Below are 23,739 nucleotides of genomic sequence, written 5' to 3'. Positions count from 1 at the left end.
CCGCTGGAACCGGCAGCCATGAGCGAGCCTCCTGGTACCTGCACGTCGTCAATATGCCGGGCTGAGGAGGCCGCCGATGACATGGTTTTGGATCACCGGTGTAAGTTGGTCGACGACGCGGCAGCACAGATGTTCGCGCACGCGGGGCGGCAGTCGCGCAAGATATGTTGGTGTCACCTGCAAGTCGTGATGAGCGGAATTGGTGGCATCGGGTGCGTCCACTCCTACGACTAGCACTGGGCGAGCTTCCGCCGACCGGTTTGCCGTGCCGCGATGAATCGTCAGTGCCGATCGCGCCGATATGTCGCCACGTTGCGCCATGCTCGACCGCGCTTTGGCGGAATAGCGGGGCCAGGAGTGCTGAGGAGGGAACATGCCCTTTTCGCAGCCTTCAAACTCATCCCATTGCGTCCCCGGGGCTATCTCGAACGGACCCATCTCGGGTCGAGTATCAACTGCGGTCAGGTTGAACGCGAGCGAGTTGAGGCGTCGCTGAAGTCGAGTTGTGTCGGGTACGGCGAAGTCGCGATGCCATGGTTGGTCTGCGGCCCCCGGAAAAGGGATGTCGAATCCGATTTCGACGATCCGATAGTCGGAGCCGAGCACCGCTTCACATACGGCGACGAACCAGGGGTGAGTTGCAATCTCGACAAACCCGCGGATCCGTTCCGGCTGAACCTCGACGTACCAGCGCTCTGGCCCGCGCGGGAGCACGCCGCCCTCTACCAGCCTCGCTTCCGCGAACAATAGCTCGATGTCTTCACGCAACTCGTCTGCGAATATTGTGTCGAATGCGTTGGGCAGCGACGTGATCCCGTCACCGTAGATCGCGCCCATAATCGCGGCTCGCTCGAAACTCACGGTAAAGTCCTTTTCACGGCGTTGCTTTGGAGCGCGGGTTTGTTCGTAACTCAGAAATCATCTTACCTCGCTTTCGTTAAAACGGCTAAATTCAGATCCTCTCAATCCTGTTCGCCGGCCCATCGGCAATAGGTGGAAGCGGAGCCGGCGCACGTGGTGAGAACCATCACTTCAATCCGCGGTCCATCCGCCGTCGATGAGGAGGCTGGTGCCCGTGACCAGGGCGGATGCGTCAGACGCAAGGTAGATTATCGCGCCGAGAAGGTCCTCGACCTGGCCAATACGGCCAAGCTTGATCTTTGCAAGGACTGAGGCCTTGAACTGCGCATCCTCAAAGAAGGGGCGGGTGAGCGGCGTTTCGATAAAAGTCGGGGCGATTGTGTTTGAGCGAATTTGACGCGGCGCAAGGTCGAGGGCAAAAGCCTTCGACATCCCTTCCAGCGCCCATTTGGAGGCGCAATAGAGCGAACGATTGGGACCGCCGACATGGCCCATTTGCGAACTCATGTGAATCAGCGATCCGCGTTTGCCGGCCTTGATCAAGCTGCGAGCGCAGCCCTGCGCGACGAAGAACGCGCTCTTGAGGTTGAGGTCGAGGACGGCGTCGTAATCGGCTTCGGCGACCTCTTGCATCGGCATGGGCCGATTGGTTCCGGCATTGTTGACGAGGATTTCGAACGGTCCTCGCTCGTCGAAAAAGCGTGCGACGGCGACGAGGTCAGTGACATCGAGCTGGGCGGCTTCTGCCCTTCCGCCGGCTTGCCTGATCTGTGCCGAAACAGCCGCAATTTCATTCGGACTACGCGCGACCAGAGTTACCTCGGCACCCGCATTCGCCAACGCGGCTGCAGCGGCGCGTCCGATGCCTCTTCCCGCCCCCGTAACGAGCGCGCGGCGGCCGTCGAGTCTGAAACTCGGGGTACGCGGGAGCGGCTCAGGCATCGATCCGGGTGCGTTCGGAGGGTTCGACCGCGCCCGCGTAAGGAACATTGCGCCCGCCGTAGCGACGGACCCGGATGTTGGCTTGCTCACCATGACCGGCGAACCCTTCGAGCGCACACAGCCGGCTGCAATATTCGCCGATCAGCGTCGTCGCCTCATCGGTAAGAACGCGCTGGTAGGTGCAGGTCTTGAGGAATTTGCCGACCCACAATCCGCCCGTGTAGCGGGCCGCCTTCCTGGTGGGCAGCGTATGATTGGTCCCAATCACCTTGTCGCCATAGGCCACGTTGGTGCGCGGGCCGAGGAATAGCGCGCCGTAATTTGTCATGTTTTTCAGGAAATAGTCGGGGTCGCGAGTCATCACCTGGACATGTTCATTGGCGTAAACGTCGGCGACGCGGACCATCTCGGCCTCGTCCTCGCACAGTACGACCTCGCCATAATTCGCCCAGGCCTTGCCCGCGATCCCGGCTGTCGGGAGAATAAAGAGCAGCCGCTCAATCTCGCGCATCGTATCCTCGGCCAGGCGGCGGCTGGTGGTGATCAGGATCGCCGGGCTCTCGGGGCCATGTTCGGCCTGGCCGAGCAGATCGGTCGCGCAAATTTCGCCATCGACACTGTCATCGGCAATGACCATCGTTTCGGTCGGACCCGCGAACAGGTCAATTCCGACGCGGCCGAACAATTGGCGCTTGGCTTCGGCGACAAACGCATTGCCCGGGCCAACGAGCATGTCGATCGGCGCGATACTCTCCGTGCCGATGGCCATTGCGCCGATCGCCTGGATGCCGCCGAGCGCATAGATTTCGTCGGCGCCGGCCATCGCCTGGGCGGCAACGATCGCCGGGGCGGGCTTACCCTCGAACGGCGGTGCGCAGGTGATTACCCGCGACACGCCGGCGACCTTGGCGGTGATGACGCTCATGTGCGCCGACGCGAGCAACGGATATTTGCCGCCGGGGACATAGCAGCCGGCGGCGTTGACCGGGATATGCTTGTGACCCAGGACGACGCCGGGGAGCGTTTCGACCTCAACCTCGTGCATGCTGTCGCGCTGAATTTGCGCAAAGTTGCGCACTTGGGTCTGCGCAAACTCGATGTCCTTAAGGTCTTGCCCGGTCAGTTGGTCCATGCAGTCCTGGATTTCACGCGCGCTCAGCCGATAGTCGGCGCGGTCCCAGCCGTCGAACTTGATCGACAGGTCGCGGACCGCCGCATCGCCGCGCGCCTGGATGTCAGCAAGGGTCGCTTCGACCGTATCGCGAACCTTGCGGTCCAGATCAGCGCGAACCTCAGCACTGGCGCCACGCTTTAGCCACTCGGCCATCGATGCTCTCCCCAAACAAACAACAGGCCTACCTATTGACTGCGAATGCAACACTGTTCAAGAAGTTTGTGAAGCAGGGGTGAGCGTGACTATGACGACGGAACTATCTTCAGCACGCGCGGCCGTCGCGGAATTGGCCAGGCGGGTCGTCCGCTACGCCGAGCTTAGCCCGTGCCGCAACGCTTTCATCGATACGCGCACGCCGGGGTCGGAAGAAAAAGAAAATTTCACGATCATCGGACCGGGTGTGTCGGAAAATCCCGATCAATTCGTCCATATGGAAGAGCCCCACGGCTTCAACATTGGCGGCGCGCGCCAGCCGCCTCATTGCGTCAATTCGCAACACAGCCACGACACCGCCGAAGTGTTCGTCGTCCATAGCGGTAACTGGCGCTTCGATTTCGGCGAACATGGCGACGATGCGCAGGTTGAAGCGGGTCCAGGCGATGTCGTGTCCTTTCCAACGAAGGCCTTCCGCGGCTTCACTAACATCGGCACGGGGCCGGGCTTCCTGTGGTCGGTCCTCGGCGGTGATGATCCCGGACGCGTCACCTGGGCGCCAAGTGTGTTCGAGATGGCGAAGAATTATGGCCTGGTGCTGATGGAAAACGGCTCGCTGGTCGATACGGCGGCGGGACAGGAGCTTCCTACCGGGATCGCACCGATGCGACCGACTACCCCTGCCGACGTCGCCGCGCTGCAGCGGCTGACCCCGGCCGATACCGGACAAGTCATCGCGCGTGATAATGCGACGCGCGGCGTCAAGGAGCGACTTGTCATCGGCGACGGCGGCCTGCTTGAGCCGACAGACGACTTTATCCTCCGTCGCAGCGACCTGGCCGAAGGGGAGCAAATCGACGAGGCCGCGAGCGCGCATCAGGAGGTCCTTTTCGTTCACCGCGGCGCAATTGCGGTCGAGGCCATGGATGGCGAAGTGATGCTGGGCGAAGGCGATACGCTGTCAGTGCCGGCCGACACGCCGCGCCGCTATCGAGCGGTGAAGCCAACGGCACTGTTCCGGGTCAACGCTTGTTAAAAACTGATCGTCTGAGCCGAAAGCGCGAGGTGCTTCCGCCGATGAGCGTATTCAGTCTCTGATCAAATGCCTAGAGTCCACAGGCGGCGCGCATCGCGCGCGTACCGGCGCGCACCGCGCTATGGTCGGATCCCTGCAGGAACAAGGTTACCCCCTTGGCGCGCCAGCCAACAACGTCGGCGTCACGCGGTACGAACATGCCGACCGGACGCCCGGCGGCCCGGCAGGCCGTCAGGATCTGTTCGATCGCATCCAGCACCACGCGATCGTCGGGGCTCGCCGCGTCGAGCGAGACGGTGAGGTCGATCCGCCCAATGAACAGGGCGTCGATGCCCTGCTCGGCGGCGATCGCCTCGATCTCGTCGAGCGCCTCGCGGTCCTCGATCTGGGCGATGACCGTAGTCCGTTCGGCGGAGCGTGCGCGGTGGTCGGCCATGCTGCTCAGGCCGTAGCCAGCGGCGCGGCTCGATCCGGCATAGCCGCGGCCCCCGGGGCGATAGCTCGCCGCCTCCGCCAGCACGCGCGCCTCGGCGGCCGAGCGGATGTGAGGGACGAGGACGCCGTCGGCGCCAACGTCGAGCGCGTTGAGAATTTGCTCTGGCGCGTTGCTAGCTGGACGGACAAGCAGTGGGAAGTTGGCGGCGCGCGCAGCCATCGCGCACAGGTCGATCGCGGCACGGTCGAACGGGGCATGCTCGGCGTCAAGGCACAGGCAGTCGAGCCCGGCCGTGGCCAGTACTTCGACCAGGATTGGCGAGGGCGTCTTGAGGAAGGTGCCGAGCAGCGTGTCGCCGGCAGCGAGGCGTTGCTTGAACATCAGTTGCGCGCCGAGGCCAGCGCCGCGCCTTCGGCAAGCGCGCCCAGCTTGGCATAGGCAATGTCCGGATCGACTGCGCCGAACCCGGCGAAGGTTGAAAAGCCGCAGTCGGTCCCGGCAATCACCCGCTCGGCCCCCACCAGTTCGGCGAACGCCCTGATACGTTTGGCGACCAGCCTGGGATGTTCGATAAAGTTGGTCGTCGAATCGATCACGCCGGGGATCAGCACCTTGTCGTCGGGAATGATCGCCAATTGCTCAGCGATGGTGTCGACATCGTGCTGGTGGCGCGGGTTGGCGGTTTCAAACAGCAGGCCCGCCGGGCGCGCCTTGATCAGGGTCGGCAGGATCACCGCCATCTCGACGTCGCAGTGGTGCGGGCCTTCGTAATTGCCCCAGCAGACGTGCATGCGCATTTCCTCGGGGGCGATGTTACGGGTCGCGTGATTGAGCACTTCGACATGGCGTTCGATCCGCGCGAGATACTCGTCCTCGCTGCGATCCTTATACATCGTGTGACGGCCGAGGCCGAGGTCGGGACTGTCGAGCTGTAGCACCAACCCGGCAGCGACGATCGCTTCATATTCGGGCCGCATCGCTTCCGCGAGGGCTTCCAGATAGGCGTCGTCGTTGGGATAGTGATCGTTGGGCTGGAACAGCGCGATGACCCCGGGCGAGGCGGCATTCATGAACCCGGCGGGATCGCCATGCGCTGTGCACGCGGCGGCGAAGCGGCGAATATCATCGTGGAGCGGCGCGAGATTGACGCTGCGGACTTCGCCAACGCAACGCGGGCGGCGATAGGTTGGGGTGCCGCCGCTCGACGCCTGGCGATGAAGAAAGCCAGGAAAGGCCTCCAGATCCGCTGGCGCGCGGCGCGGCGAGTCGCCGTCGAAACCCGAAACGCGGTCCTTGATGTAGGTCGCGTAGCTAATCTTGGCCATTTCCCCGTCCGACACGATGTCGATCCCCGCGCCCCTCTGGCGGGCGACCGCCTCATCGACCGCCGCGGCGATAATGGAATCGGCGTCGGCTGGGAGCGCCTCGCCGCGTTCGGAGGCGAACAGCAGATCGGCGACGGCGGCGGGGCGCGGCAGGGAGCCGACATGGGTGGTGCGGACAGGCATCATAAACTCTCCAGCCAGGGGCCCAGCGCGGCAGCTAGCGCGGCGGGCTGCTCAAGGGGTAGCATGTGCCCGGCGCCGGGGATGATGTGAAGTTCGGCGCGCTTCATCCCGGCGGCGAGCCGTGCGTGCCATTCGGGCGGACATAGCCGGTCCTCGGCACCGACTGCGACGAATATCGGGCAGTCGAGCGAGGGCGCGACATGGGCGTGGCTGGGACGGGTACGAAGCGCCTCGCTCTGGCGGACGAAGGTGTCGGGGCCGAGCGCCATCGCCATATCGCGTAGTAGCGTCAGAAGCGGCTCGTTTCGGAGATTTTCGTCGGCCAGATAATTGGGCTTGAGTTCGTCGACCACCACGTCGAGCAGCCGTCCGCAGCGGACATCAGCCTGCTGGCGCGGGCGCACGGCGGCGCGCTCGGGCAGGTCTGCGGCGGGGTTGCAATCGAGCAACACCAGTCCGGCGAGCCGTTCGGGCGCGCGCTCGGCGATGGCGAGCGCGACAATCGCGCCCATCGAAAAGCCGACCGGGAGCAGCGGGCCCTCAGCGGCCGCCAGCGCCCGCTCGGCCATTGCCGCAATGCTGTCGTCATGGCTCAGGTCGACGTCGCGCGGGCGCGGCAACAGCGCCCTAATGGCGGGCGTCCACAGCCGCTCGTCGCACATGTTGCCCGCAAGCAGCAGCGCGGTCGCGTCAGTCAAAGCCGCGGGGTCCACGGCACCGATATGGCCTGATCCTTGATGATATGCTGCGATCCGTCACGTAGGGCGACCGCCTCGAAAGCGAACCCGCTCGACCGCACCTCGCCGCCCGAAAGGCGGTGGACCGCGAAAAGTGCAGCGGCGCGCTCACCGGTCGAGAACGCGCGCACCAAGAACGCGCGTGCGCGATGCTGGCGGGCCCCTGTCGGCGCAGCGATCAGCTCGGTCGCGGCTGCCTCGATGGCCGGGAGATGCGCCGTGGCCAGCAGCGGATGATCTTCGGCGCGGGCGTAAACTCCGCCGCGCGGCTGGCGCAGGTCGGGATCGAACGCCACCGACACTGCAGGTTCCGTTGCCGGCGTCTCGCCCGGGCCAAGCCGCCACAGCCGTCCGATGCGCCCGTCATAAAGGTCGGCGAACAACATCGAGTCACCCGAGAACCAGGCGGCATGTTGCGCACAGTCGAGCAACACTGCTTCCTCGTGGGCGACCATCGGCGCGGCGCGAAAAGCCTCGCCGATCGCCTCTTCGCCATAAATTTCCGCACCGGCCCACTCGCACTTGCAGTTGCCGATCAGTAGCGGCGATTGGCCGGTCGTGCCGAGTTGCACCATCGACTCGCGAATATTCATGCGCCGAGCCCCCCCGCAGCCTGGCGGAGCGCGGCGACTTCGTCGAAAACGGTTACATCCTCGACGATTGCTCCTGCCCGCAACCGATAATGCGATACCGCCATGAGCAGTATCTCGCGTCCCGAAGGTTCGCCCCATGGCCCCATGCCGCCGTGGCGGCCGACGATCGACCAGCGCAGCGCGACCGCGACGTCGCCGTGGGGCAGGGGACGCGCAGCGATGTGTTGGAGCCGGTAGGAGCAGTCGTGAAGCATCGCACGCAGCTGCATGACGCAACCGGTCCAGTAGCCGCGGCCGTAGCCTCGCCGATTGGACGGCCAGTGGATCTCGGCGGCAGGTGACAGGGTCTGCGCTGCCTCGCCGAATAGATCATCAACGAACGCCGCGCGGAGCATCGCGGCGGGAAGTTCGGCGGGATGAGCTGGCGGTACCGCGATGTCGGACTGCTCGCGGACTTCGGCAATCATCAATCTACGCCAATCGTGTCGCCCCTGGTCGTCGGCGCGGTCGGCCTCCGCCTGCGCCTCGGCCAATGCGCGCGGATCGGCGCCGACCTGCCACAGCGCGCGGAGGTTGTCGCGGACCAGCCATTCCTCGACGATGCGATTGGCGACGACCTTGCAGTCGGCGATCGTGGTCGTGCCGCTGCCACGCATTGTCGCCGCGCCGATCCCGGCCTCGTCACCGAAATGGGTCGAGCGGCTCATGATGCGGTGCGACGTATAATAGGTCCCCGGCGAGTCCTCGCTCCAGATGACATCCTCGGCCATCACGACGCGATCGGCATAACCGGCGAGCGCGCCGATCGTGTTTTGCGTCACGACCTCGGCCCCAACCGCCGGACCGGCGAGCGTATGGAGCTGGCAATCCTCGCCGTAGTGGCTGCGGCACAGCCCGACGTTCTTCTCTTCCCAGATGCGGTGGGTGCAGCGGATGATATAGTCGACGATGTCGCGATAGACCGGCTCGAAACCCTCGAGCTGTTGCCGTGGTGGTCCCTCGGCGAGCAGGTCGATCATCGGCTGGCCGACGGGCGATAGGACGCCAGGATCCTGGTCCCAACTCATTGGCGATAGGCCTGAACGAGAACGCCGACTTCGTCGAACAGCATCCATTCCTCGACGATCCGCGCGCCAACCAGCCGCAGGTGGCTGATGCCCATCATCCGAACCGGGCGCCCGGCGGGACATTCCCCGAGTACGCCGCCCGGCGCGGTACGGCCCTCGAGCGTCCAGCGGACCGCGACGATCACGCCGTCCCGCTCTTCGCTGTGGCAGACATGCTCGACGCGCAGGACGCCGTCGGGAATTGCCGCGAGCAGATGAACGAAGAGGGTCTGGATATCGCGCGGTCCCTGGGCGTAGCGCCCCCCCCCGGCGTGGACGATTGCGTCGTCGGCATAGTAGCGGTCGACCCAGTCGAGCCGACGGCGGTTGACGAGGTCGTGGTAGAGACCCTCGACCCAGCCACGCATCGTCGAGCGGTCGCCGCTGGGCTCGGTAGCAATCGCCTCGCCCTGCAGCCGCTGCGTCGGGGTAACAACTTCCTGCTCGCTCGTTCCCGCAGCGGCGATGGCGCGCGCTGCCTCCTGCAGATCAAAGCCGAGCTGCCGGAGCGCCGCGCCATTGTCGCGGACCAGCCACTCGGTGTGAATGCGATTGTCGCGGCTGATGCAGTCGGCGGCGAAGCGAATTGACGTGCGTTTGCCGGTCGCCGGCCCGAAGCCACTGCGACCGAGGTTGGTCGAGCGGCTATGGCCGAGATGACTGGTATAGAACCCTTCTTTCTCATCACCGCTCCAGGCGACGTTAAGGTGATGAATTTCGCCGTCGGGATAGCCGTTGAGCGTGGTCACCGTGCCGGCGACGACTTCCTCGATCGAGCGGACGACGCCATACGTCGAGTAGATGGTGCAGTTCTTGTCATATGTGTCGTAGATGTAGCCGATTCCGCGATCGATCCAGATCTCGTCGGTGATCCGCACGATATAGTCGACGATATCGGTAAAGCGGTCCTCGAAGCCGGCCAGTGGCTGGGTCCGCTTGCCCGGGGGGGGCGCGACCGCCGGTTGCTGGCGGAGTTGGCGTACCAATGCCCGCTCGGGCAGCGCGAAGGGCAGCGAGGTCATTGCGCGGTCAGACAAAGCAAATCTCCTTCGGCCGCACCCAGTGCCTCGGCCAGCCGCCGCTCGATCGTCACGTCACTGGGTTCGCCAAGAAGTGTCGGCGCGCTTGCCTCGACTATCCCGGCCGCGGCACGGAACTGCGCGCCATGACCATGCGACAGCAGCATTTCCTCACCCACAGCGAGGTCTTTCACGAGCAGTGCGACCCGTCCGTCGCTTGCTCGGCGCAAGGCGCGAAGCGCGTCGATGTCGGCGACCAAGGTGGGGCCGCCGTCGAAAATGTCGACATATCCTTCGTCGCGAAAGCCCTCCTCAAGGAGCATGTCGCGCGCCGGCCGACCATCGTTGTGCGGCTGCCCGAGCGCGCGTTGCGCGTCCGCCGGAAGCATCGACACGTAAAGCGGATAGCGCGGCCCCAGATCGGCGATGAACTGGTTGCCCTGGATCGCGCCGGTGCGGTCGGCCTCATGAAAATCCATGTCGTAAAAGTGGCGCCCGATTGCTTCCCACACTGGCGAACGACTCATCTCATCCTGCCAGCCGCGCAATTCGGCCATGACGCGGTTGGCGAACCAGTCGCGGTGCTGGCCGATGAACAAATATCGTGCGCGCGCCATCAGCCGGCCGATCGAGCGCCCGCGCGCCGCCGGATCAACCAGCAAGCCCCCAACTTCGACTTCGCCGTCAAAGTCGTTGACGAGGTTCAGGACTTTCTGCGCACGATGCCGACCAAGCGCGCGCGACACGGCGGCCTGACGGGTGAGGCGATAGCTGTAGAAGGGCCACTCCGCTCCTACGCGCGCAAAGATCATGCCGGTAGCGACGACATCTCCACCAAGCTCGGCGACAAGCATGATCGCTGCCCCGCTGTCACGCGCTTCAGCCGAACGGATCGCGAGTTCGCTCGCTGCGATCTTGGACGCAAGTGTCTTGCGTTCAGGGGGCAGACTGGTCAGGCCGCTGCCACCGCGCCCGGCGAGCGCAAGCACCGCGTCAAGGTCGTCAGCGCGAACCGAACGAACAAAGGGAAGGCCAGTCATCTCGCCCATTGAACGCGAATTGCATTCGCAGTCAACAGAATTGCAAATTCAATCATTTGATCCGAGCATAGCCGAGCGTCCTTCGAGCAGCTGTCCCGCGAAGGTGCGCGTTTCCGGGGGCAGTCCCGGGGTTTCGATGCGTTCGACGATCATCGTGACCGCGGCGTCTGTCATACGATTGACCGGCTGGCGGATGGTGGTTAGCAGATAACTTGGCCAGCGCGCGGGTCCCACCCCGTCGAAACCGACGATCGACAGGTCTCGCGGCAGGTCGAGTCCGAACTCGTGCCGCGCCGCGTCGATCGCGCCGATCGCCATGAGGTCATTGGCACAGATGATCGCTTCTGGCCGCTCCTTCGTCCCAAGCAGCGCACGCAGACCGGCGGCGCCGCTGTCATGGCTGAAATGTCCGCCCACGATAGCTGGAGTAATGCCGTGTGACTTCAGCCGCGCCGCCGCGGCTTCGACCCGCTGGCGCCCGACGAAGCTGTCCTCGGGACCACCGATTATCCCAAAACGGCGATATCCCGCCGCCAGCAGTCGATCGACTAGAATGTTTTCGCCGTCCACAGAGTCGCAGCACACACTTGCGGCCGGCGCGCCCTCCCCGGTGCGGTTGTACAGCACCACGGGCACCTTGTGGCGCTCGAAGGTGCGGAGCTGCGCGGCTGACAGCCGCGCCGCGCAGATTGCCCCATCGACACGGTAGCGCCAAACTTGGTCGAGCGCCGCATCGATGTCGCTCTCATGTTCCAGCGCGAACAGTAGGACGCGCATGCCGCGCTGATCGAGCCGGTGAGACAGGGCTGCCAGCACTTCCGGATAGTAGAGGTTGGTAAGGTTCGAGATGATCACCGCGACGAGGTTCGTGCGCTTGGTGATAAGACCCGATGCAAAGGCATTTGGCTGATAGCCCAGCTTGGCTGCGGCCGCCTCGACCCGCCGCCGAGTCTCGGGCGCGATGCTGCCCCCCGCGCGGAAACAGCGCGACACCGCGGACTGAGAAACCCCGGCCATCTGAGCCACATGATAGGAGGTCGCCCTGCCGAGCGCGTCAGTCGCGACGACCTTTTCGAGATGTGCTTTCCGATTCGCCATCGGCTCCCCTTAGCGCCAAAGCACTTCAGGTGCGCGTGTTCCGTTCAATATGCCGATCATGAATTCGCGCCTGCGCGACTAATGAGCGATAAAGCGCGACGCTGGGCTTGGCGGTGCGGCGGAAACTAGTGCGATCGACCGCGTAAAGCCCGAAGCGTGGCTTGTAACCTGAGCCCCATTCGAAATTGTCGAGCAAGCTCCAGTGGATATAGCCGAGCAGTGGCAGACCCTCTCGCCTAAGTCGCCGGACGACCGGGAAGACGCGGTCGAGATACGCCATGCGTAGTCGGTCGTCGGTTGCCGTGACACCATTTTCGGTGATCAAGATGGGCGCGCGGCAATGGTGCGTAATTTCATGGGCTACTCCAGCAATCGCCTCGGCATCGGCATCTCGACCCCAGGCGTCATTGGTCGCGGTCGGGGAAGTTGGCAGGTAGCCGGAGGGTCCGGTCGCCATGCGGTTATAGGTTTGCATACCAATGAAGTCGTCTCGATCGGCCAAGGCATAATATGGAGCGCGCGACTCATCGAAAATGCGTCGATACAGCGCTTCTCCGCCCGGCCCCGCCGACAGGTCCTGAAGTGCGAGGGTGATCCCGACTTTCATGTGAGGTGCCACGCCTTTGATCGCCTCAACCCCCCTGCGATGGGCAATCAGCGTGACGTCGCGAACCTTGAGTGAGTCCCCCTGGAAAAAGGCGTGGAAGCGGTCCGAGCCCGTGGCGCGAGCCGCCTCAGCCCGAATTTGGGCTTCGCGGGCGAAGGGCTTGCCGTTCGCGACGACATAGGAGGTGACTTGCGCATTCGGTTCGTTGATGGTGCAGCCCCAGTCGACGAAATCGCCAATGGCGTGCGTTACCCGCTCGCAATAACGGGCAAAGCGGTCGGCGGTTTCGGGATTTTCCCAACCGCCGCGCGCGGCGATCCAGCGCGGACTGGTGAAATGATGGTAGGTGACGACGGGGCTGATCCCGGCTTCCCGGCATGCCGCGCACATTCGCCGATAATGGTCGAGCACTGCATTTGAAAACACGCCCGGTTCGGGTTCGATGCGGGCCCATTCGACGGAAAAGCGATACGCATTGAGCCCGAGACCGCGGACTAGGGCGACATCCTCGGGCCAGCGTTCCCAGCTGTTGCAAGCGTCCCCCGAGGGTTCCGGAAAGCCCGTGCCCGCAACATTTTCGAGCAGCCAGTAATCGGAGTTGACGTTATTGCCCTCGATCTGGTGCGCCGCCGTCGCGACACCCCACAGGAAGGGATGATGTTTCGCCGTCCCCTTGCCCCGGGGGGCCGCCGCGGTGACGGGAAGAAGCGCTCCCGCCGCCGCAGCGGCACCAATTACGCGGCGACGTGATAGCGGCTCCATGATTAGAAGCGATAGCCGAGCTTGACGCCGTACGTGCGCGGATCGTCATACGTCCCTTGCACCTGGCCGTTCGAGCTTACCGTGATCCGCCCCAGCGTCGCTTCTTTCTCAATATTATGGACGAACACCTGTCCGCTTAAGTGACCGTCGGCCGAGACCCAGCTAATACGCGCGTCCGTTTTGAAATATGACTTCTGCTCAATATTCGGTGCTTGCGGCGACAACAAATATCTACCGCTCCAAATCGTATTGAACTGCGGTGTCAGCGTACCGGCTCCGCCAAGATCAATTCGATAGGAGGCGCCAAACTGCGCGGACCAGTCCGGCGTATTTTGCACGCGCCGGTCACGAGGGATATAGGCATATTGGAAACCGGAAATGCCCGTGTTGACGAAGTCCCCGGGATTGGTCTGAGCGTTTCCAAAATATCCACCACCTACGCCGTAGTTCGCGGGCGCGTTGGAGGAAAATGTACCGCCCTGGCAACCGCCGACCAAGTAGAAACAGATGAAGCTGGGCGGGATGTACGACGGGTACGGCTTGTAGCGCGCGTGCAGATAATTAAGCGATCCGGTCAGGGTCAGCGCCCGCGTCGGCTTCGCGATTATCGCCACTTCTGCGCCAGGCGCACGTTCGGACCCCGTATTGAAGATCGTCGTAACGTTTCTCGTCACGCCGTTAATGACCACCTGCTGCGTACCCTGAGCCTGAAGCTTGGTGTAATAGTTGAGGAAGGCGGTAACGTTCAGCTGTAGCCGGCGATCGAAGAACTGGTTCTTGGAGCCGATCTCATACGCTTTCACGCCTTCCGAATCGAAGGTTGTGAAAAGACCGGGGCTGCCGGCCGCGAACGCACCGGCTCCGAACCCGCCCGAGTGCCGTCCGGTACTGAAGCTGGCGTAAACCATATTGTCGGGCGTGATCTTGTAATCCACCGCCGCCCGGTAGGTCCCGAACTTGAATTTCCGACTGCCGCAAAGTGTGTAAAAATAGTTCGGCACAGTCGCCACCGGGGTACTACTCTGGGCGGTGGAGATCGGCTGCGGCGTAAAGCCGCCACAGGTCAAATTCGCGAAATTGTCGCTGTAGGACGGATTGACCGCGTAATAATTGCCGGGATTGGCAAAGCCCTGTGCCGCGGCATATTGACCGGCAAATGAAGTGCCATTGGCAGAACTCTGAGCGATCGATTTGAAGGTTTTGTCGTCGACCGTGTAGCGAGCGCCCAGTGTCAGCGTCAGCTTGGTGTCGATCGTGTAGGAGGCCTGACCGTAGATGGCATATGATTTGGTTGTTGCGGCGCTCTCGCTACGTGAATCAAAGAGATTACCGGTCGTATAATTCAAATTACATGCGGCCGTGGTCCTAAAGCTGAACTGACAGCCGTTGGAGGCGCCGAACCCGCCGATGCCGCCGTAGAGCACCGGCAAACCCTGCGCCGCTGCGGTCGCGGTCGTATAGGTTCGATTCAGATAATAATAAGACGATGCCTCTCGGGCCTTCTCGTTGAGATAAAAACCGCCGATCGTATATTGAAACGGACTTGCCGCATTGGCTGATTGCAGCTGAAGTTCCTGCGTGAAGGTCTTGGAACGCGTCCCGGTTACAAAATATTGCAGGGGGATCGGGCCACCGTCCCCGTCGCCGCCGTTGACGGTGCGAAAATTCGTGTACGAGGTGATCGAACGGACACGGATTGCCGGGCTGAGCTCGTAGCCGATCGTTGCGCTATACTGCTGCTGCTTCAGCTTTTCCGATGCCGGAGCATCATAGACTGACTTGTATTTGCCGGGCAGCGGGATGCCGACGTCAGCACCGTTTACGTCGGCAATGCCGTCGCGGAACGCATTGGTGAAGGGATATAAATCGCCCGTGCCGGGGTTCAGGCCGTTGAAGCCGCCGAGGCCATTGCCTGGGGCCGTAAAGGTGAAGCTTTGCCCGTTGTAATTCAGCGTGCCGCCCGGTGCGGTTACGAGTGACGGGTCGACCGCGACGCCAATCACCTTGCCGTTTACCGAGTTAAAGCCGTGGTCGTCACGCTTGTAGTAGGTGCCGTGCAGTAGCACCTCGAGACGGTCGCTAAGCGACGGCGGCGCCCACCGCAACGAGCCACGGAAGTAAAATTCCTTTTTGTCCTGAAGGTCGGCACGGCGGTTGACGATGCTTTTCAGATAGCCGTCATGCCGCTCGAACTCAGTCGCGACACGGATCGCAAGGCCGTCGGCGAGCGGCTGGTTGAAGAACCCCTCCACGCGAACCCTGCCGTAGTTGCCGTAAAGGGCATCGATCCCGCCCTCGACTTTCTTGTCGTTGGGCTTGGCGGTCGTAAACGCAATGTTGCCGCCATAGCTGTTGCGGCCGAACAGAGTTCCCTGTGGGCCTTTCTGGACTTCGACTCGTTCCAGATCGACCAGCGTTGCCGTCGACTGTTGTGGGCGCGACTGATAGACTTCGTCGATATACAGGCCGATCCGCGGATCCGAATTCAGGCCGATCGCTTCGGTGTAGACGCCCCGGATCGCCGGCCGCTCAGACGCACCCGAACGGCCAAGCCGCAGGCCCGGCACAACCTGCACCAGTCGGCTGACGTCACTGATGTCCTGCTTGCGGATGTCTTCGCCGGTGATCGCGGAGATCGAGAGCGGCACCTGCTGCAGCCGCTCCTTGCGGCGTTGCGCGGTAACCACGATGTCGCCCGGGTTGTCGGAGGCGGAATTGCCAGCACTGGTTGGCGCAGGCAAGGCGCTGATGGGCACAGATGACTGCGCAACCGCGAAATTTGCTGAAAGAGCTAGGTATGCAACCGACGAAACCAGTCCGGACCGAACCAACATCTTGCCCATTTTAGCCCCCTAAACTAATATCTTGCCGAACCGGTATATGACAGAGTTTTGATTGTTGCAATCGGATGCACGTACAACCTTCCCTTGGCGTCTCTTATTTGGCACAGGACGGGTGTAGGTAGCTCTAGCCGTCCGGGCTGCGGCAGTCCGTCAGGGTCGCGAGGGAGAAGAGTGTGGCAGGGGAGAATGAGGCAAAGGAACTGCTGGCAGGCTTGCTTGCAATGCTGGGCGAATCCTCGCCGGCGGCCAACTCACTTGACCGCTTTGCGCACCCTGACTGTCGCTGGGACATTTTCCATCCGTTCAATCAACTGGATGGAAATCGCGCGGCGGCAGCACAGTTTTGGGGTCCTCTGCGTGCAGCGCTTCCCGATTATGAGCATCGCACTGCGTTCATGCTTGCTGGATCCTACGAAGGCCGCGCGATGGTCAGCAGCATGGGGCATTTGATCGGGACCTTCGATCACCCGCTGGCCGGAATTCCGCCAACTCGGGGCCTGATCTTTCTGCGGTTTGGTATCCATGGCACGGTTCGCGATGGACTGTTCTCCCACATCCATATCCTGCTCGATCTTGTCGACGTGATGCGTCAGGCCGGGGTCTATCCATTCCGAACCATGCCCGGCTCATCCGAGCAATGGCCGTTTCCGCCAAGCGATACCGGTGCAAGCAGCCATACGATCGATTCTACACGAGGCGTGAGATCGCTGCAGATCGTTCACGAAATGCAGATGGGCCTGCCGCCGGCAGGAGCAAAAATTACCGCAGAATCTTCTAGGGCGAACCATAGTCACCATTGGCACGGAGATATGAATTGGTATGGCCCGGCAGGAATTGGATCCACGCGCGGGCGGCGCGGATTTCGAGATTTCCATGGCGCCCTATTCCTTCAGGCTTTTGGCGATCGAACGGGCTTTCCGCGAATCGAAGGGGGCTCAGCCGACGCGCCGGGCCATTTCATCCGCCTCGGCGACGGCAATTACGCAGTAACCAGCGGGTGGCCGTCGCTTCATGGGACGCATACAGGTTCCGAATGGCTTGGGCTGCCGCCGACCGGCCGGAGAGTCGAGATGCGGGTTGCCGATTGGTACCGAATCGACGAGCAGGAAAAGATCATCGATAATTGGGTAATGATCGATATTCCGCACATCGTTTACCAGATGGGGCTCGATATATTTCACGACCTTAAGTTTCGCGTTGATCCGTCGATCGAGCGGCTTCCCGAACCGCCGCTTGCGTCGGCTGGCGAATGACCCTCCGTTCGATCGATCCGGCAACCGGCGACACGGTTTGGGAAGGCGAGGTCGCCGATGCCACGCGCTGCAGAGCCGCTGTTGCAGGCGCGCGCGCAGCCTTCGCTGGATGGGCGCGATCGCCGCTTACCGAACGGATCGCGGTGGCCCGCCGCTTCGCCGAGTTGCTCGGCGCTAATCGCGATACCCTTGCCGAGACCATCTCGCGTGAGACTGGCAAGCCGCGCTGGGAAACGCTGACCGAAGTCGCGTCGATGCTTGCGAAGGTCGAAGTATCTATTGCTGCGCAGGCGGAGCGCGCCGGCGAGCGGTCAAGCACGCTGGGGTTTGGCCAATCAGTGCTTCGCCACCGCGCGCACGGCGTCATGGTGGTGCTTGGCCCCTATAATTTCCCGGGGCACTTACCCAACGGCCATATTGTGCCCGCACTTCTCGCCGGCAATGTGATCGTGTTCAAGCCGTCCGAAGAAACGCCTGCAACGGGCGAGGCAATGGTGCGGCTGTGGACCGACGCGGGCCTGCCTACTGGTGTCTTGACGCTGGTCCAGGGAGCGCGTGAGACCGGTGCGGCGCTTGTCGAGTCCGATATCGACGGGCTCCTCTTCACCGGCTCGGCGAGCGCAGGCGCGGCGCTTGCCCACGCGACGATCAACCGACCCCATCTCATTCTCGCGCTGGAGTTGGGCGGCAATAATCCGCTGATCGCGTGGGATGGAGATCCGTTTGCGGCAGCGTCGATAATCGTTCAGTCAGCGTTTATCACTAGCGGCCAGCGCTGCTCCTGCGCACGCCGCCTGATCGTCCCTCACGGTGCCGACGGCGATGCAATTGTTGGCGCGGTCGACGAACTTTCCGGGCGCATTCGCATTGGTGCCTGGAACGACGATCCCGAGCCATTCATTGGTCCATTGGTCTCGGTCGCGGCAGCGCGCCGCGCGCGTGGTCAAGTCTCCGAGCTGAACAATTCCGGCGCGCAAATAATCCGCGCGTTCGGGCCAGTCGACGGGCTCGGCGATGCCTTCGTCACTCCAGGGATAATCGACGTTACCGGCGTTACCGTCCCCGACGAGGAGATATTCGCGCCAGTTCTGCAGGTCATCCGCGTCCCCGATTTCGGAGCCGCAATCGCTGTCGCCAATGCCACTCGTTTCGGGCTTGCTGCCGGGCTCATCAGCAACGAGGATTCGTTGTGGGATCGCTATCTGCTCGAAGGCCGCGCGGGCGTGCTTAATCGTAATCGACCGACGACCGGAGCGGCCGCGGGAATGCCATTCGGAGGGGTCGGCGCTTCGGGCAATCACCGCCCGAGCGCCTATTACGCCGCCGATTATTGCGCCTATCCGGTCGCGAGTTTCGAAGCCGCGCGAGTCGTCGATCAGACGGTCGACATCCGCGGTCTCTCGTGATGCCATGAGCCTCGACTTGCAGGCCGTACTCGGCGCCGCGCAGCGTGACCCGTTGCTGGTCGAGGCGGCACTGGCGCTGCAGCAAGCCCGCCTCGACGCCGCCGAGGCAGCGCTACGCAGCCGGCTGCGCGAACGCCCAACGGACATCGCCGCGATCCGCATGCTGGCGGAAGTCGCGGCGCGTATCGGGCGCTACCCCGACGCCGAGAAGTTGCTCGCACGGGCGCTGCAGCTGGCGCCCGATTTCCACGCGGCGCGGGCCAATTATGTTACGATTCTCCAACGGCAGAGCAAGTTCGTCGAGGCCGAGGCCGAGGCAGACCGGCTGATCGCCGCCGAGCCCCAAGAACTGGGGCATCTGGCTCTGAAAGCGGCAGTCCTGGTCCGCACGGGAGGCTATGACGAAGCGATCGCCGCCTACCGCCGCGTCCTCGCCGCGCACCCGGACCAGCCGCGCTTGTGGATCAGCCTTGGCCATGTTCTCAAGACCGTCGGGCAACGCGACGGCAGTATCGCCGCTTATCGCCGCGCGATCGACCAGCAGGACACGCTCGGCGACGCATGGTGGAGCCTGGCCAATCTCAAGACGCTGAGCTTTGGTGACGGGGACATCGCGCGCATTAGAGATGCGCTTGCGCGGGCGCCGACCGACCAGGATCGATATCATCTTCACTTCGCGCTGGGCAAGGCGCTTGAGGATCGCGGAGAGTGGGAACGCTCTATGTCGCATTACGTCGAGGGCAATCGACTTCGCCGCGCCGAACTGCCTTATGACCCCGAGCGGACGACGGCGCACCTCGATCGCTCGTGTTCCTTGCTGACGCGCGAAGCGTTCGCGAGTCGCGTTAGCGGGCATCCGTCGGACGAGCCGATCTTCATTGTCGGGCTGCCGCGCGCCGGATCGACTCTAATTGAACAAATCCTTGCCTCGCACAGCGCGGTCGAAGGAACGATGGAACTCCCCGACATCGGCACGATTGCCGCAGACTTGGCCGGACGGAGCGGGGACGGCGATTATCTCGACGCCTTGCTGGCGCTCAATCCGCGCGAACGCCATGCGCTCGGCCAGCGATACCTTGATGGAACGCGCATCCAGCGTAAGACCGCGCGTGCGCGCTTCATCGACAAGATGCCGAACAATTTCGCGCATATCGGGCTGATCCACCTAATCCTGCCCAACGCGACGATCATCGACGCGCGTCGGCATCCGATGGCCAATGGCTTTTCCGCGTTCAAGCAGCATTTCTCGCGGGGCCAGGGCTTCACCTATGATCTAAGCGAGATCGGGCGATACTGGCGCGACTATGCCGCGCTGATGACGCATTTCGACGCGGTCCTGCCGGGCCGGGTCCACCGCGTCCTTCACGAGCAGTTGGTGGCTAATCCCAAGTCCCAAATCCGGACGTTGCTCGACGATGCCGCGCTGCCGTTCGAGCCCGCCTGCCTAGTCCCGCACCGCACCGACCGTGCGGTGCGAACGGCGAGTTCGGAGCAGGTGCGCCGCCCGATCAACGCCGAGGCCATCGATCACTGGCGCCACTACGCGCCGTGGCTCGGCGAGCTGAAGGCGGCGCTAGGCGAAGCGGTCTCCGCCTACCCCGCTTAGAATTTCTGCCCGAAGCGGATTCCCACGGTGCGCGGCTGGATGTAGACCCGATAGACTTCGCCGATCGGGTCGGCCGACGACGGTCCGCAATAATTGATGTTGCACCGTGCAGCCCGTGTCTGCTGTCCGCGTGCATCGGTCAGGTTGCGGCCGTAGATTTCGAACCTTGAATTGCCGAAGGTGAGTCCAGCCGAGGCTTCGAGCGTGAAATAGGCTGGAAGCGTCCCCGTCTTGATGAGATCGCGTTGCACCACCACAGGATTGCGCCTGCCAATATAGGCGCCGGCAAGCTGCACATGCGCCTTGTTCGCATTGCCGACGATCCATTCGTAACGGCCGATCAGATTTCCCTTAAATCTGGGCGTGAGCGGCAGGCGGGAACCTGCGGGGGCAGTCACCGCGCCATAGAGGATGAACGGGCTGAGCAGCTTCGCGTCAATGTAGGCCGCCGAGCCACTCACCGTGAAGCCACTATGCGCGCGATAGGAGAAATCGCCCTCGATCCCCCGCGATCTCGCCTTGCCGACGTTGCCGATAAGGGCAACCCCTCCGCCGCCGGGTGGCTGGTAGGTCACCTGGACATTCTTCCAGTCCTCCTGGAAAATGTCCGCGTTCAGCGTCAGCCGGCGATCAAGAAAACTGTTCTTGGTCCCGATCTCATAATTGGTCAGCTTGTCGGCGCCGAATGGAGCGGTCCCTGGATCGCGGTTGATGCCGCCCGGCCGGAAGCCCGTCGACGCCGTGATCCACACCATGTTGTCGGGGGTGAAACGGTAAGTCGCGTTCGCGCGCCACGTTACGCCGGAGCCCTTCGAGAATTTGGGCGAGATAGACCCGTCGGCGTTCAGCACGCCGAGGTTGGTGCACGGCGTGCCGGGAACGACCGCGAGACCATAGCCATAAGGTCCCCCGCCGGCCGCGCGACCGAGACATTGCCGGACGCCGGTGCCGTAGTAGGTGGTGTTGACGCCGTAAAAGCCGACCAGGCTGTTCTTGAACTTGTAGCCACGCGCACCCCCGGTCAACGTCAGTTTGTCAGTCACGTCGAAGTCGGCCTGCCCGAAAATTGCATAGTCGCGATCGACGCGGTTTTCGAGCGTCAGCCAAACCTGGCCGGGGCGACCCGGGATCGACAGGCGATCGGCAAATCCTGGGGTCAGATAGTCATTCTCGTCGAGTTGCGTCTGACGCTGGAAAAACAGGCCGGCGACCGCGCGAATATGATTTTGGCTTGGGGTCGCGACACGCAACTCTTGGCTGTGTTTGGTCAGGTGCGCGTGGTTGCGATTGACCTGTGACGGGTCGATCAGCTGCCCGGCGTTGTTGACCACGCCCGAGCCCGAGCCGGCAACGAGATCATAGAAATAGCCATAATCGGCATAGTCGTTCTGGTCGGCGCGGCGACGGTCCATATAATAGCCGGCGTAGGTAACATCGAGATCGGCGACCTTGCCGGTGATCGTGCCACCGGCTTGAATAAATTCGTCGCGGCCATATTCGGGGAAATAATGCGCGGTCTTGAGTTCGCCGACCTTAGTGTCGTCGGACATGAAGCTGCCGTTCCAGCGCGACTTCTGATAATTAACCGACGGCGTGACGGTCCAATTGTCGTCGAGGTCGATGCCAAGTTGGGCGCGCAGGCCATAAATGTCGACGTCGTTGGCATTGTCCTTGACCGTCGAGCTATTGGTCTGGACGATGCCGGAGGTGGGAAAGCGGCGTGAGCGCAGCACATTGTCGATGTAGCCGCCGGTGTGGTCGTACCAGGCGACGGTGCGCAGCGCGATGCGGTCCTTGACGATCGGCAAGTTGAAATAGCCTTCCGCCTGGCCGCCAACGCCTCCCCGGAAAATCTTGTTCAGTTCGAGGTCGTAGGAACCGCTCGCCTTGTGAGGATCGGGCTTGTTGCTAATGATCCGGATTGTGCCGGCTTCGCTCGACGCGCCATATAGCGTGCCCTGCGGACCAGCGAGCGCCTCGACCCGGGCAATGTCGTAAACATGGATATCGACCGTGCCAACGACCGAGGTGATCGGCTGCTCGTCGAGATAGGTGCCGACTGTCGGGAGCGTGCCAGACAGGTAAAGGCCGCCGTCGGTGACGACGCCACGGAACGATGCCGACGCATTGCCGGGTGTACCGGTCGTTCCCGTCGTGTAGCTGGTGCTCGGCAGGTAGGCGACATAGTCGGCGAAGTTGCGCACCTGGAGGTCTTCGAGCTTCTTGGCCGTTAGTGCCTGGATATTGAGTGGCACGCGCTGGAGATTCTCCGAACGCTTTTGCGCGGTGACGATGATCTCGGCCGGATCGGTTTGGGGCTGGGCCGTCGTCGCGACGGACTGGGCCCATGCGCTGGTTCCGCTTGCAAGCACCGTGCTGACCAACAGTGTCCGCAACAGCAACCGCGAAGACAAGATATCCCTACCACTCATGTCAGATCCCCCAACCTACGCCTTCCGCTCCATCATTCCGATTGCGGATGGCCTTGACGAGCTAGACTGACACGAACTGCATGCGCATGCAACAAAAACTCGTCACGCGGCTAATAGCGAGCGATATTCGCCATCCGCGCGAGGACATCGAGCCCCTGCAGGTTGAGGTAATGGAGTAGGTCGATGAAGATCCAGTTTTCCGCGAGCTTGCCGTTCTGTTCGCGGTACAGATCGACGACTCGCATCTCGGATGGGCCGGGCCCTGCGGTCATCCCAAGATAGCCGCCAGCGTTGGTCAAGGTGAGGTTTGCCCACCCGAAGAAGCCCCCGAAATGACCTTCGGCCATGCGGCATAGATGGCCATTGAAGCGGTAGCCTTCGGACAGCGCGTCGTCGAACGGTTCGCAATGCTGGCGGAGGTAGCGCGGGATTGTATAGGTTGCGCCGATCCCGGCCGGTCCCCACCAAATCATGTCGTCGTGCCACACCCGTGCCAGCCGAGTGGCTTCATCAACATTGTGAAATTTAGCGCCGGGATTGTCGAGCATGGCATTGATCGCGGCGAGAGTCCGCTCGCCGATTTCGGCGGGCTGAGCGTCGAACATCAGGCCTTCGTGGGTCATCGGTCCGGGCTGAATCAGCATGGCGCCGGTTTGCGGCGGGAAAGGGTTCTGCCCCGCCTGAATCATCAGGTGCGGAATATCGACGAACATCGCGCTCTCGACAATGCGGCCGTCGGCGACGCGGTTGAACTCGGCGAACCGTAGCATGGCGATCTTGCCGGTCGGACGAATCCCAAGCCAAGGTTGGTCGAAAAGCCCCATGAGGTGACCCATCTGGACCACCCAACATCCGTTGAACCCATCGATTTCGTTCAGCCCGGCCATGAAGATGTCGGGGCGGCGTTGAAGCCCAGTCATAGCGGTCATCAGGGGGACCCAGAACTGCTCAGCGACCGCGGCGGCCCCATGCTGCTCGTGGAACGGGTGCATGCCGCGCCAGTGCCAGTCCGGCGCGGTAAACCGATCAAGGACGCTTGTCGCGGTGGCAACGTCCGCCGCGGCAAGCGCGGCATGATAGTCGCGCACAAGGGCCTTCTCGGCTTGGAAGTCGGTCATCGGTGCTCC

General features: G+C 62.8%; 19 protein-coding genes. 4 read left to right on the top strand and 15 right to left on the bottom strand.

The window, feature by feature from the left end; genetic code table 11:
• Nucleotides 1-48 precede the first annotated feature (48 nt).
• The 3 genes from U1700_RS03225 to hisD all read right to left on the bottom strand — a co-directional run bounded on the left by U1700_RS03225 (nucleotide 49) and on the right by hisD (nucleotide 3,130).
• On the bottom strand, nucleotides 49-861 hold the full coding sequence (locus tag U1700_RS03225; protein WP_332750092.1) for a phytanoyl-CoA dioxygenase family protein: 813 nt from the start codon (nucleotides 859-861) through the stop codon (nucleotides 49-51).
• Nucleotides 862-1,032: 171 nt separating this feature from the next.
• Nucleotides 1,033-1,803, bottom strand: coding sequence for an SDR family NAD(P)-dependent oxidoreductase (locus tag U1700_RS03220; RefSeq protein WP_332750090.1), 771 nt, complete (start codon nucleotides 1,801-1,803; stop codon nucleotides 1,033-1,035).
• The gene (gene hisD, locus U1700_RS03215; RefSeq protein WP_332750089.1) at nucleotides 1,796-3,130 is read right to left on the bottom strand and encodes a histidinol dehydrogenase; all 1,335 of its coding nucleotides are present in this window, start codon (nucleotides 3,128-3,130) and stop codon (nucleotides 1,796-1,798) included. The genes U1700_RS03220 and hisD overlap by 8 nt, the downstream gene beginning before the upstream one ends.
• 91 nt (nucleotides 3,131-3,221) lie before the next feature.
• Between hisD and U1700_RS03210 the strand changes: the two genes are divergently transcribed.
• Nucleotides 3,222-4,166, top strand: a complete 945-nt coding sequence (locus U1700_RS03210) for a cupin domain-containing protein (protein ID WP_332751118.1) — start codon at nucleotides 3,222-3,224, stop codon at nucleotides 4,164-4,166.
• 70 nt (nucleotides 4,167-4,236) lie between these two features.
• On the opposite strand, the gene U1700_RS03205 is transcribed toward U1700_RS03210, so the two are convergent.
• The 10 genes from U1700_RS03205 to U1700_RS03160 are packed head-to-tail and all read right to left on the bottom strand — an operon-like array spanning nucleotide 4,237 to nucleotide 15,915.
• Nucleotides 4,237-4,983: an HpcH/HpaI aldolase family protein gene (locus U1700_RS03205; RefSeq protein ID WP_332750087.1), complete on the bottom strand. Its 747-nt coding sequence runs from the start codon at nucleotides 4,981-4,983 to the stop codon at nucleotides 4,237-4,239.
• The gene (locus U1700_RS03200) at nucleotides 4,983-6,113 is read right to left on the bottom strand and encodes a cobalamin-independent methionine synthase II family protein (RefSeq protein ID WP_332750085.1); all 1,131 of its coding nucleotides are present in this window, start codon (nucleotides 6,111-6,113) and stop codon (nucleotides 4,983-4,985) included. Before U1700_RS03200 ends, U1700_RS03205 begins: the two co-directional genes overlap by 1 nt.
• Nucleotides 6,110-6,808: an alpha/beta fold hydrolase gene (locus tag U1700_RS03195; protein ID WP_332750083.1), complete on the bottom strand. Its 699-nt coding sequence runs from the start codon at nucleotides 6,806-6,808 to the stop codon at nucleotides 6,110-6,112. Before U1700_RS03195 ends, U1700_RS03200 begins: the two co-directional genes overlap by 4 nt.
• Nucleotides 6,805-7,440 (bottom strand): hypothetical protein, encoded by a 636-nt coding sequence (locus tag U1700_RS03190; protein WP_332750082.1) that lies wholly within the window; start codon nucleotides 7,438-7,440, stop codon nucleotides 6,805-6,807. Before U1700_RS03190 ends, U1700_RS03195 begins: the two co-directional genes overlap by 4 nt.
• Complete coding sequence (locus tag U1700_RS03185) at nucleotides 7,437-8,507, bottom strand: hypothetical protein (protein ID WP_332750080.1); 1,071 nt, start codon at nucleotides 8,505-8,507, stop codon at nucleotides 7,437-7,439. The genes U1700_RS03190 and U1700_RS03185 overlap by 4 nt, the downstream gene beginning before the upstream one ends.
• The gene (locus U1700_RS03180; protein WP_332750078.1) at nucleotides 8,504-9,583 is read right to left on the bottom strand and encodes a nuclear transport factor 2 family protein; all 1,080 of its coding nucleotides are present in this window, start codon (nucleotides 9,581-9,583) and stop codon (nucleotides 8,504-8,506) included. Before U1700_RS03180 ends, U1700_RS03185 begins: the two co-directional genes overlap by 4 nt.
• Nucleotides 9,565-10,605: an arginine N-succinyltransferase gene (locus tag U1700_RS03175; RefSeq protein WP_332750076.1), complete on the bottom strand. Its 1,041-nt coding sequence runs from the start codon at nucleotides 10,603-10,605 to the stop codon at nucleotides 9,565-9,567. Before U1700_RS03175 ends, U1700_RS03180 begins: the two co-directional genes overlap by 19 nt.
• Before the next feature lie 48 nt (nucleotides 10,606-10,653).
• Nucleotides 10,654-11,703, bottom strand: a complete 1,050-nt coding sequence (locus U1700_RS03170; protein WP_332750074.1) for a LacI family DNA-binding transcriptional regulator — start codon at nucleotides 11,701-11,703, stop codon at nucleotides 10,654-10,656.
• Nucleotides 11,704-11,728: 25 nt separating this feature from the next.
• Nucleotides 11,729-13,072, bottom strand: a complete 1,344-nt coding sequence (locus tag U1700_RS03165) for a glycoside hydrolase family 1 protein (RefSeq protein ID WP_332750070.1) — start codon at nucleotides 13,070-13,072, stop codon at nucleotides 11,729-11,731.
• A 2-nt stretch (nucleotides 13,073-13,074) separates the two neighbouring features.
• Nucleotides 13,075-15,915, bottom strand: a complete 2,841-nt coding sequence (locus U1700_RS03160; protein ID WP_332750068.1) for a TonB-dependent receptor — start codon at nucleotides 15,913-15,915, stop codon at nucleotides 13,075-13,077.
• A gap of 173 nt (nucleotides 15,916-16,088) precedes the next feature.
• Here U1700_RS03160 and U1700_RS03155 point away from each other — a divergent pair, with 173 nt between their 5' ends.
• Genes U1700_RS03155 through U1700_RS03145 form a run of 3 tightly spaced genes read left to right on the top strand, consistent with a single transcriptional unit; the run spans nucleotide 16,089 to nucleotide 20,180 of the window.
• Nucleotides 16,089-17,168 (top strand): nuclear transport factor 2 family protein, encoded by a 1,080-nt coding sequence (locus U1700_RS03155; RefSeq protein ID WP_332750066.1) that lies wholly within the window; start codon nucleotides 16,089-16,091, stop codon nucleotides 17,166-17,168.
• A complete protein-coding gene (gene astD / locus U1700_RS03150; RefSeq protein WP_332750064.1) occupies nucleotides 17,165-18,574 on the top strand; it encodes a succinylglutamate-semialdehyde dehydrogenase in 1,410 nt (469 codons plus the stop codon). The genes U1700_RS03155 and astD overlap by 4 nt, the downstream gene beginning before the upstream one ends.
• 4 nt (nucleotides 18,575-18,578) lie before the next feature.
• Nucleotides 18,579-20,180 (top strand): tetratricopeptide repeat-containing sulfotransferase family protein, encoded by a 1,602-nt coding sequence (locus U1700_RS03145; protein WP_332750062.1) that lies wholly within the window; start codon nucleotides 18,579-18,581, stop codon nucleotides 20,178-20,180.
• Here the strand turns inward: U1700_RS03145 and U1700_RS03140 are convergent.
• Both U1700_RS03140 and U1700_RS03135 read right to left on the bottom strand, forming a co-directional pair.
• A complete protein-coding gene (locus tag U1700_RS03140; protein WP_332750060.1) occupies nucleotides 20,177-22,612 on the bottom strand; it encodes a TonB-dependent receptor in 2,436 nt (811 codons plus the stop codon). The two genes, U1700_RS03145 and U1700_RS03140, sit on opposite strands and share 4 nt — an antisense overlap.
• Before the next feature lie 110 nt (nucleotides 22,613-22,722).
• The gene (locus U1700_RS03135) at nucleotides 22,723-23,730 is read right to left on the bottom strand and encodes a nuclear transport factor 2 family protein (RefSeq protein ID WP_332750058.1); all 1,008 of its coding nucleotides are present in this window, start codon (nucleotides 23,728-23,730) and stop codon (nucleotides 22,723-22,725) included.
• Nucleotides 23,731-23,739: the final 9 nt, after the last annotated feature.

Origin of the sequence: Sphingomonas sp. RB1R13 (assembly GCF_036663775.1) — a bacterium.
In the GTDB taxonomy this organism is placed as follows: domain Bacteria; phylum Pseudomonadota; class Alphaproteobacteria; order Sphingomonadales; family Sphingomonadaceae; genus Sphingomicrobium.
The sequence above is the reverse complement of the archived record's forward strand: the minus strand, read 5'-3'. Positions and strand labels throughout refer to the sequence as shown.

Bases quoted from the DNA above. Each gene is read 5' to 3' on its own strand.
- U1700_RS03190 (WP_332750082.1), bottom strand. From the start codon at position 7,440: ATGAATATTCGCGAGTCGATGGTGCAACTCGGCACGACCGGCCAATCG.
- U1700_RS03135 (WP_332750058.1), bottom strand. From the start codon at position 23,730: ATGACCGACTTCCAAGCCGAGAAGGCCCTTGTGCGCGACTATCATGCC.
- U1700_RS03140 (WP_332750060.1), bottom strand. From the start codon at position 22,612: ATGAGTGGTAGGGATATCTTGTCTTCGCGGTTGCTGTTGCGGACACTG.
- U1700_RS03205 (WP_332750087.1), bottom strand. From the start codon at position 4,983: ATGTTCAAGCAACGCCTCGCTGCCGGCGACACGCTGCTCGGCACCTTC.
- U1700_RS03175 (WP_332750076.1), bottom strand. From the start codon at position 10,605: ATGACTGGCCTTCCCTTTGTTCGTTCGGTTCGCGCTGACGACCTTGAC.
- hisD (WP_332750089.1), bottom strand. From the start codon at position 3,130: ATGGCCGAGTGGCTAAAGCGTGGCGCCAGTGCTGAGGTTCGCGCTGAT.
- U1700_RS03200 (WP_332750085.1), bottom strand. From the start codon at position 6,113: ATGATGCCTGTCCGCACCACCCATGTCGGCTCCCTGCCGCGCCCCGCC.
- U1700_RS03160 (WP_332750068.1), bottom strand. From the start codon at position 15,915: ATGGGCAAGATGTTGGTTCGGTCCGGACTGGTTTCGTCGGTTGCATAC.
- U1700_RS03220 (WP_332750090.1), bottom strand. From the start codon at position 1,803: ATGCCTGAGCCGCTCCCGCGTACCCCGAGTTTCAGACTCGACGGCCGC.
- U1700_RS03185 (WP_332750080.1), bottom strand. From the start codon at position 8,507: ATGAGTTGGGACCAGGATCCTGGCGTCCTATCGCCCGTCGGCCAGCCG.
- U1700_RS03165 (WP_332750070.1), bottom strand. From the start codon at position 13,072: ATGGAGCCGCTATCACGTCGCCGCGTAATTGGTGCCGCTGCGGCGGCG.
- U1700_RS03170 (WP_332750074.1), bottom strand. From the start codon at position 11,703: ATGGCGAATCGGAAAGCACATCTCGAAAAGGTCGTCGCGACTGACGCG.
- U1700_RS03145 (WP_332750062.1), top strand. From the start codon at position 18,579: ATGAGCCTCGACTTGCAGGCCGTACTCGGCGCCGCGCAGCGTGACCCG.
- U1700_RS03210 (WP_332751118.1), top strand. From the start codon at position 3,222: ATGACGACGGAACTATCTTCAGCACGCGCGGCCGTCGCGGAATTGGCC.
- astD (WP_332750064.1), top strand. From the start codon at position 17,165: ATGACCCTCCGTTCGATCGATCCGGCAACCGGCGACACGGTTTGGGAA.